6 protein-coding genes and 1 pseudogene are annotated in these 8137 nt (G+C 72.1%); 3 read left to right on the forward strand and 4 right to left on the reverse strand.

What is annotated here, in order from left to right; translation table 11 throughout:
* Window positions 1-22 precede the first annotated feature (22 nt).
* Entirely contained in the window at window positions 23-361 is a 339-nt protein-coding gene (locus MTF69_RS38470; RefSeq protein ID WP_243341313.1) for a hypothetical protein, read from the forward strand.
* Between the two features lie 256 nt (window positions 362-617).
* Here the strand turns inward: MTF69_RS38470 and MTF69_RS38475 are convergent, their stop codons facing one another.
* Complete coding sequence (locus tag MTF69_RS38475) at window positions 618-767, reverse strand: hypothetical protein (RefSeq protein ID WP_243341315.1); 150 nt, start codon at window positions 765-767, stop codon at window positions 618-620.
* Between the two features lie 219 nt (window positions 768-986).
* On the opposite strand from MTF69_RS38475, the pseudogene MTF69_RS38480 reads away from it, so the two are divergent.
* Window positions 987-1751: pseudogene (locus MTF69_RS38480) on the forward strand (penicillin acylase family protein); the annotation flags it as partial.
* 108 nt (window positions 1752-1859) lie between these two features.
* Here the strand turns inward: MTF69_RS38480 and MTF69_RS38485 are convergent.
* From MTF69_RS38485 to MTF69_RS38495, 3 genes are all read right to left on the reverse strand, one after another.
* Window positions 1860-2999, reverse strand: a complete 1140-nt coding sequence (locus MTF69_RS38485) for a calcium:proton antiporter (protein WP_243341317.1) — start codon at window positions 2997-2999, stop codon at window positions 1860-1862.
* Between the two features lie 170 nt (window positions 3000-3169).
* A complete protein-coding gene (locus MTF69_RS38490) occupies window positions 3170-4723 on the reverse strand; it encodes an acyl-CoA synthetase (protein WP_243341319.1) in 1554 nt (517 codons plus the stop codon).
* Window positions 4724-4743: 20 nt separating this feature from the next.
* Window positions 4744-5850, reverse strand: a complete 1107-nt coding sequence (locus tag MTF69_RS38495; RefSeq protein WP_243341320.1) for a nitronate monooxygenase — start codon at window positions 5848-5850, stop codon at window positions 4744-4746.
* A gap of 146 nt (window positions 5851-5996) precedes the next feature.
* Here MTF69_RS38495 and MTF69_RS38500 point away from each other — a divergent pair, with 146 nt between their 5' ends.
* The gene (locus MTF69_RS38500; RefSeq protein WP_243341321.1) at window positions 5997-8012 is read left to right on the forward strand and encodes a serine hydrolase domain-containing protein; all 2016 of its coding nucleotides are present in this window, start codon (window positions 5997-5999) and stop codon (window positions 8010-8012) included.
* Window positions 8013-8137: the final 125 nt, after the last annotated feature.

Raw genomic sequence — 8137 nt, forward strand, 5'->3', positions numbered from 1 at the left:
TTCGCAGATCGGGGCTACCGCCATGGTGCTCGTCGCCGCCTTCGGCCCACGAGATGCCGGCGTCGGCAAGCGCCTCGGTCAAGGTGGCCCTCCCGGGGTACCGGGCTTCGACAGCGTCCAGCTCGGCCGAGCGTTCGGCGATCCGCTGCATGGACGCACGGCGAGCTTCGGCGGCGGCTGCTTGGCCGTGATCCGGGCGCCTGATCGGGCCCGAGCGATACGCGTGAAGGACGCCAAGGACTTCCGGAACGCCGAGCGGAATGAGGACTGGAGTCCCACCGACGACGACCTCTACGCGAACACCCGGGTCCAGTGGGCTGAGGAAATGGTCTCTCCGGTCGCTGCCTGGCGAGCAACTTGACCTCGGAGGACAGAGCGGGGGAAGCCTGTTCGGTCTCTTGGAGAGCAAGGATCTCAACGCGGTCGCGTTGGAGGTCGTGAAGTCGGCCCAGGCCGAATTGGACGAACGCGAGAGAGACATGGTGGAGGCCTACCTCGCGGACTGAGGGCGTCCCTCACAACAGCGTGTAGGCATCATGTCGGGAGCTCATAGGTGGGGACTTGGCGCTCTCTCTGGTCGCCTCCGTGAACCGCGATGGAGGGGTTCTGCCTCGTGGTCAGCGGCGTCCGGTGAGTCCCACCGAGCTGCCGACGGTTTCCAGGAGCCGGTCGAGTACGGCGATGGCCCGCGGGTGCACCTGGTCGGGAAGCTGAGCCATGGACAGCTCATGAAGCAGGGCCTCCTCCACATCGCTGCTGTTGCTCACGTAGGTGATGTACCAGCCACGCTGAGCATCCGATGGATTGACCCATGCGGGGCGAGGAGTATGAGGCAGACCACCACCGCCAGGGCGACGACACCCGGCGTCAGGAACAGACGGGTGGGCGTCTCGCCGAAAGCAATGGGAACAGTGCGGCGTCCGATCCTGACGTCTTCGGCGATGTCTCCCACGCGGCGGTCAGCATGAACAGAGTGCCGAGGAATTCCTCCATTGGAGAACTCCAACGACAGTGCCTGGCTGGCCAACGCGGACCAGCCGCTCACCGGCTACGAGCGGATCTGGGGCAACACCGGCACCCCGCGCTCGCTGCGTACCCGGGGCGCCCTGGAGGACGTCTCCGCGATGGTCGGCCGGGGCGGGCTGACGGTGGCGGACTTGCAGGAGCAGCAGTTCGCGAACCGGGTTCCGGCCGGTGATCTGGCGGCGGCCGACGCGGCGAAGGCCTGCGCGGCCCTGCCGGGCGGGACGGCCACGGGCTCCGACGGCGCCGCCGTGAACGTGTCGGCGGCCTGCGCGGTGCTGGCGGCCTGGGACCGCACGGCCGACGCGTCGAGCCGCGGAGCTCTGCTCTTCGACCGGTTCTGGCGGAAGCTGACCGCGAACACCGCGGCCAGGGACCTGTGGCTGGTGCCCTTCGACGCGGCCGATCCGGTACGGACGCCCCGCACGCTCAACCGGGCGGCGCCCGGGATCGGGCGGGCCCTCGCGGACACGGTGGCGGAGCTGAGGAAGGCGGGCATCGCCGCGGACGCCCCGCTCGGGGAGCACCAGTTCGTGGTGGGCGGCGGAACGGAGGCCCTGGGCGTCTGGAACAGGATCGAGGCTCCGTGGAACGCGGCGGGCGGCGGCTACCCGGAGGTCCTGCACGGCTCCAGCCACATCCAGGCGGTCGGCTGGGACGGCGGGCGCTGTCCGGTGGCGCGCACGCTGCTGACGTACAGCCAGTCCTCGAACCCGGATTCCCCGCACTCGGCCTCGCCCGCGCTGAAGGTGGTCTGGCCGCGCGAGCGGCACTGACCCTGTGCGCGACCCCGTACGACAAGCCTCCAGGGCCTGTCGTGCGGGGTCGCGGCGCGCTCAGGGGCTGACGGCGAGGAAGAGGTACGCGGCCAGCAGCACGAGGTGCACGCCGCCCTGGAGCAGGGTGGCGCGGCCCGGGACGATGGTGAGGGCGCTGACGACGACGGTCAGCGCGAGGAGCACCATGTGGACGGGTTCGAGCCCGAGCACCAGCGGCCCGGAGAGCCAGATCGTGGCGAGGGCGATGGCCGGGATGGTCAGGCCGATGCTCGCGATGGCGGAGCCGTAGGCGAGGTTGAGGCTGGTCTGCACGCGGTCGCGGCGGGCCGCGCGGCCGGCGGCCAGGCTCTCCGGCGCCAGTACGAGCAGGGCGATGATCACACCGACCACGGCGTAGGGCAGGCCGAGGTCCGCGACTCCGCGTTCGATGGTCGGGGAGACCGCCTTGGCGTTTCCCACGACGGCGACGAGCGCGACGAGCAGCAGCCCGAGGCTGATCAGGGCGGCCCGGGCGGTGGGCGGTTCGGCGTGCTCGTCCTCTTCACCGGCGGCCGCGGCGGCCGCGGCCCGGGCGGCCTCCTTGCGGATGCGCTTGGTGGCGACGGGCAGGAAGTAGTCGCGGTGACGGACCGTCTGGACGGCGACGAACAGGCCGTAGAGGGCGAGTGAGGCGGTGGCGGCGAAGGCGAGCTGGGCCGTGGAGAACTCGGGGCCGGGCTTGGTGGTGGTGAAGGTGGGCAGGACGAGGCTGAGTACGGCGAGCGTGGCGACGGTGGCCAGGGCCGCGCCCGAGCCCTCGGCGTTGAAGACGGCGACGCGGTTGCGCAGGGCGCCGACGAGCAGGGACAGGCCGACGATCCCGTTACACGTGATCATGACGGCGGCGAAGACGGTGTCCCGGGCGAGGGAGGAGGTCTTGTCCCCGCCGTCGGCCAGCAGGGTGACGATGAGGGCCACTTCGATGACGGTCACCGCGACGGCGAGGACCAGCGAACCGAAGGGCTCGCCGACCCGGTGCGCGACGACCTCGGCGTGGTGGACCGCCGCCAGCACGGCGCCGGCCAGGCAGAGGGCCACCAGGGCCACGGCGAGTGAGGGCAGGTCGCGTCCCCAGCTGAAGACGAGCGCGACGAGCGCCACCACGGGGACCACGACGGTCCAGTCGGTCAGGGGGGATCTGTGTGTTGCCGTACTCATATCAGCCAACTTGCCAGAACTGTCCGGCCCGTGCGGTCGAACAGCCGCCTTCACGCCCCTGACGTGGCCCTTCTCACGAAACTCCGGGCGTGGCGGGCCCGGCCCCGGCGGGCCGGACCACCACGCCCGCCAGGACCGGCCCACCACGCCCGGCAGGACCGGACCGGCCGTCACATCGCGCGCTCGTGGCCCTCCCAGTACGGCTCGCGCAGCCGGCGCTTGTACAGCTTGCCGTTGGGGTCGCGCGGCATCGTCTCGATGAAGTCCACGGTCTTGGGCCGCTTGTACCCGGCCAGTTGCCGCTCGCAGTGGTTCAGGATCTCCGCCGCCAGCGCGTCGCTCGCCGCGAAGCCCTCGGCCGGTTCGATGACCGCCTTTACCTCCTCGCCCCAGGAGGGGTGCGGAATCCCGAAGGCGGCGGCGTCCGCGACCGCCGGATGGGTGAGCAGCGCCGATTCGATCTCCGCCGGGTAGATGTTCACCCCGCCCGAGATGATCATGTCGATCTTCCGGTCGCGCAGGAAGAGGTAGCCCTCCTCGTCCATCAGGCCGAGGTCGCCGACGGTGAAGAAGTCGCCGATGCGGTTCTTCTTCGTCTTGCCCTCGTCCTTGTGGTAGCTGAAGCCGCCGGTGTTCATCTTGATGTAGACGGTGCCGAGTTCACCGGCGGGCAGCCGCTCGCCGTCGTCGTCGAAGATGGCGAGCTCGCTGATCGGCCAGGCCCTGCCGACGGTTCCCGGCTTCTTCAGCCAGTCCTCGGCCGTCGCGAAGGCGCCGCCGCCCTCGCTCGCCGCGTAGTACTCCTCCACGCACCCGCCCCACCAGTCGATCATCGCCCGCTTGACGTGGTCGGGGCAGGGCGCGGCGCCGTGGATGGCGTGCCGCATGGAGGAGACGTCGTACGCGTCCTTGGTCTCCTGCGGGAGCGCGAGGAGCCGGTGGAACTGGGTCGGGACCATGTGGGTGTGCGTGCAGGCGTGCTCGTCGATCAGGCGCAGCATCTCCTCGGCGGTCCACTTGTCCATCAGGACCAGCGGGTGCCCGATGTGCAGGGCCGCGGCGGCGAACTGCAGGACGGCCGTGTGGTAAAGCGGCGAGCACACGAGGTGGACGTTGTCGTCGAAGGCACGGATGCCGAAGATGCCGAGGAAGCCGCCGAGGTACGTCTCCTCCGGGAGCTTGCCGGGCAGCGGACGGCGGATGCCGCGCGGCCGGCCGGTGGTGCCGGAGGTGTAGTTCATGACCCAGCCGAGCGTGCGGTCGGCGGGGGCGGTGTCCGGCTGCCCGTCGAGCAGTTCGCCGTACGGGTGGAAGCCCGCGACCGCTCCGACCGCGTACCGGTGGCTCGCGGGCAGGCCCGCCTCGTCGGCCGCGGCGGTGGCGGCGTCGGCGAACCGTTCGTGGGCGATGAGGACCTTGGCTCCGGAGTCGGAGACGATCCAGGCGATCTCGGGGCCGACGAGGTGGTGGTTGACCGGGACGAGGTAGAAGCCGGCCTGGGAGGCGGCCAGGTAGGCGGTGAGGAACTCGACGCTGTTGGGGAGGACGACGGCGAAGACGTCGCCCCGCTCCAGGCCGGCGGCGCGCAGGCCGTGCACGAGGCGGTTGACGTCGGCGTGCAGCCGGGCTGCCGACCAGGGCTCGCCCTCGGGGGTGACGAGGACGGTGCGCTCGGGGTCGGCGGCCGCCTGGGCCCAGAAGCCGTTGGGGGGTGTGTCGGTCATCTTGTCCACTCCTCGGAGCCTCAGGCCCGGCCGGCGATGCGGGTGATCCGGTCGATGGCACGCTCGAACCCGCTGGTGAGGTCGTCGAAGACGGCCTGGACGCTGCGTTCGCTGTTCATCCGGCCGACGATCTGCCCGACGGGTGTGCCGAGCAGCGGCTGGATCTCGTACTTCTGGATGCGGGACACGGCTTCCGCGACGAGGAGGCCCTGCAGCGGCATCGGCAGGGCGCCGGGGCCCTCCGGGTCGTCCCACGCGTCGGTCCACTCGGTGCGCAGCTGCCGGGCGGGCTTGCCGGTCAGCGCGCGGGAGCGGACGGTGTCCCCGGAGCCGGCGGCGAGCAGCTTCTCGGTGAGGGCGCGGGAGTGCATGTCCGCCTCGGTGGTGGTCAGCCAGAGGGAGCCGAGCCAGGCGCCCTGGGCGCCGAGGGCCAGCCCGGCGGCGATCTGCTCGCCGCTGCCGATGCCGCCGGCGGCGAGGACCGGGAGCGGGGCGACGGCCTCGACCACCTCGGGCACCAGCACCATGGTGGCGATGTCGCCGGTGTGTCCGCCCGCCTCGTAGCCCTGGGCGACGACGATGTCGATGCCCGCCTCGGCGTGCCGGCGGGCGTGCTTGGCGCTGCCGGCGAGGGCGGCGACGAGGACGCCGTGGTCGTGGGCGCGCGCGATGACGTCGGCGGGCGGGGAACCCAGGGCGTTCGCCAGGAGTTTGATGGGGTAGTCGAAAGCGACGTCGAGCTGGTTGCGGGCGACCTGTTCCATCCAGCCGGTGATGCGCCAGCCGGAGGCTTCGCCCTCGGCGAGCTCGGGTACGTGGTGTTTGGCGAGGGTGTCCCGGACGTACTCCCGGTGCGCGGCCGGGATCATCGCCTCGATGTCGGCCTCGCTGACGCCGTCGACGGCCTTCTTCGCGGGCATGACCACGTCGAGCCCGTAGGGCTTTCCGTCGGTGTGCTCCTGCATCCAGTCGAGGTCGCGCTTCAGGTCGTCGGGGGCGGTGTAGCGGACCGCCCCGAGCACCCCGAACCCGCCCGCGCGGGTGATGGCAGCGGCCACCGCCGGGAAGGGCGTGAAGCCGAAGATGGCGTGCTCGATTCCCAGTTTTCTGCTCAGCTCCGTCTCCATGGGCGGCAGGATGCCGCAGCCCGGCCGCCGAGGGAAGGGGTTTTCTGATGCAGCGTCAGATTCTTTACCGGCCGGGCGCCGCGGGGCCCGCGTCGTGAGCGGGCAGATACTCGGGAGGGGCACGACGGCGGACGGGAGGACCGGTCATGAAGGCACGAGGGGCAGCCGGGAACGACGGTGACACGAGGGGCTCCGGCACGACCGGCCCGACGGAGCCGTACGGCGGTGGCAGCGGGCCCGGGGCTGACGGCACCGGGCCCGGGACGGAGGGCGAAGGCGAGCCTGAGGCGGACGGCGAAGGCGGGCCCGAGGCCGACGGCGAAGGCGGGCCTGAGGCTGACGGCGGCGCCGGGCCCGGGGCTGACGGCGGCGCCGGAAGCGGGCGCGGGCTGTCCCGGCGGCGGCTCGGGGCGCGGCTGCTGGCGCTCGGCGGTGTGCTCGTGCTCCAGGCCGCACTGCCCGGGTCCGCCGGGGCTGCCGGAGGACCCGCCGAACGGCGCGCGCTCCAGGGACTGCGGCTGCGGTACGGGTCCGCCCGCCAGGCCGGGCTGCTGGAGAAGCATCTCGAAGGGGTGGCGGACGAGGCGAGGCGCTTCCTGGGCCCCTCCCCCGAACACCCTTACTACGCCGGGGCCGTGGTCCTCGCCGGGCGGGGCCGCACCGTGGCGCTGCACCGGGCGATGGGCGACGCCGTCCGGTACGCCGACTACGACGGCCGCACGGACCGGGTCCGGGAGTTCCCGGCCGCCCAGCGCATCGCGATGGCCGAGGACACGGTCTTCGACCTGGCCTCCCTCTCGAAGCTGTTCACCTCACTGCTGGCCGTCCAGCAGATGGAGCGCGGGCGCCTCGAGCTGGAGGCGCCGGTGAACCGGTACCTGCCCGAGTTCACGGGCGGCGGCAAGGAGTCGGTCACCGTGCGCCAGCTCCTCACGCACACCTCGGGGCTCCGGTCCTGGGCCCCCTTCTACCAGGAACCCACCCGGGCGGGTCAGTTGAGGCTGTTGTGGTCGGTGAGGCCACAGGAAACCCCGGGGACGGTCTACCGCTACTCCGACCTGAACCTCATCGCGCTCCAACTGCTCTTGGAACGGATCACCGGTCACACTCTGGATCTCCTGCTCCAAGACGAGATCACCGCTCCGCTCGGGATGCACCGCACTCGTTACAACCCACCGCTCTCATGGCGCCGGGTCACGGCCGCCACCGAAGTGCAGCGCCCGCCGTGGTCCGGACTGGACCGCGGGCTCGTCTGGGGCGAGGTCCACGACGAGAACGCGCACGCGCTGGGCGGCGTCGCCGGCCACGCCGGCGTCTTCGGCACCGCCTGGGACCTGGCGATCCTCGCCCGCACCCTCCTCGACGGCGGGGTCTACGCCGGCAAGCGCATCCTGCGCCCCGCCTCCGTCGAGCTCCTCTTCACGGACTACAACACCGCCTTTCCCGGCGACGACCACGGCCTGGGCTTCGAGCTCTACCAGCACTGGTACATGGGCGCGATGGCCACCCCGCACTCCGCCGGCCACACCGGTTTCACCGGCACCTCCCTGGTCCTGGACCCCTCCACGGACTCCTTCCTGATCCTCCTGGGCAACTCCGTGCACCCCGTGCGCACCTGGCGCGCGGGCAGCGCCCCCCGCGTCGCCGTGGGCAACCGCTTCGCCCGCGCCGTGCCCGTCCGCACGAAGCACGGCGGCCCGGCCTGGTACTCCGGCATGGAGACCGGCGGCTCGGGCACCCTGACCCTCCCGCCCCTCACCCCCGCCACCGGTTCCGCCCGGCTGCGCTGCGCGCTGTGGTGGGACACCGTGCCCGGTGCGGGAGCGCTGCACGTGGAGGCCTCCGCCGACGGGCAGACCTGGGAGCCGCTCCCCTTCAGCACCGTGCGCACCACCGGCGGAGCCGCCGAACAGTGGCCGCAGGGCTCCGTCTCCGGCTGGTCGGGCCGCATCTGGCACCGCCTCGAAGCCCCGCTCACCACCTGGGCCGGCCGCGAGGTCCGCCTCCGCTTCCGCCACACCGCCCAGGGCCGCTACGTGGGCCGCGGCGCCTACGTCGACGTCCTGCGCGTCTCGGAGCCCGCCCGCCTCCTCTTCGCCGAGGACCGCCCCGCGGACGCGGCCCGCATCGAGGCGACGGGCTGGTCCCGCTCGGCGGACTGAAGTCCGCACGCACCGCGGAGGCCCCGGCGCGGTCCGGCCCGCGGCGGCCTAGATGATTGATTCCGTGGTCAGTGGTCGTAGGCGGTCAGTGATCGGATGACGGGTCCGCCGGTCTTGTGGTTGTG

It is taken from the genome of Streptomyces sp. AP-93 (genome assembly GCF_022808175.1).
In the GTDB taxonomy this organism is placed as follows: Bacteria; Actinomycetota; Actinomycetes; order Streptomycetales; family Streptomycetaceae; genus Streptomyces.

Coding starts and splice junctions, on each gene's coding strand:
- MTF69_RS38495 (WP_243341320.1), bottom strand. CDS start 5,850: ATGGAGACGGAGCTGAGCAGAAAACTGGGAATCGAGCACGCCATCTTC.
- MTF69_RS38470 (WP_243341313.1), top strand. CDS start 23: ATGGTGCTCGTCGCCGCCTTCGGCCCACGAGATGCCGGCGTCGGCAAG.
- MTF69_RS38485 (WP_243341317.1), bottom strand. CDS start 2,999: ATGAGTACGGCAACACACAGATCCCCCCTGACCGACTGGACCGTCGTG.
- MTF69_RS38490 (WP_243341319.1), bottom strand. CDS start 4,723: ATGACCGACACACCCCCCAACGGCTTCTGGGCCCAGGCGGCCGCCGAC.
- MTF69_RS38500 (WP_243341321.1), top strand. CDS start 5,997: ATGAAGGCACGAGGGGCAGCCGGGAACGACGGTGACACGAGGGGCTCC.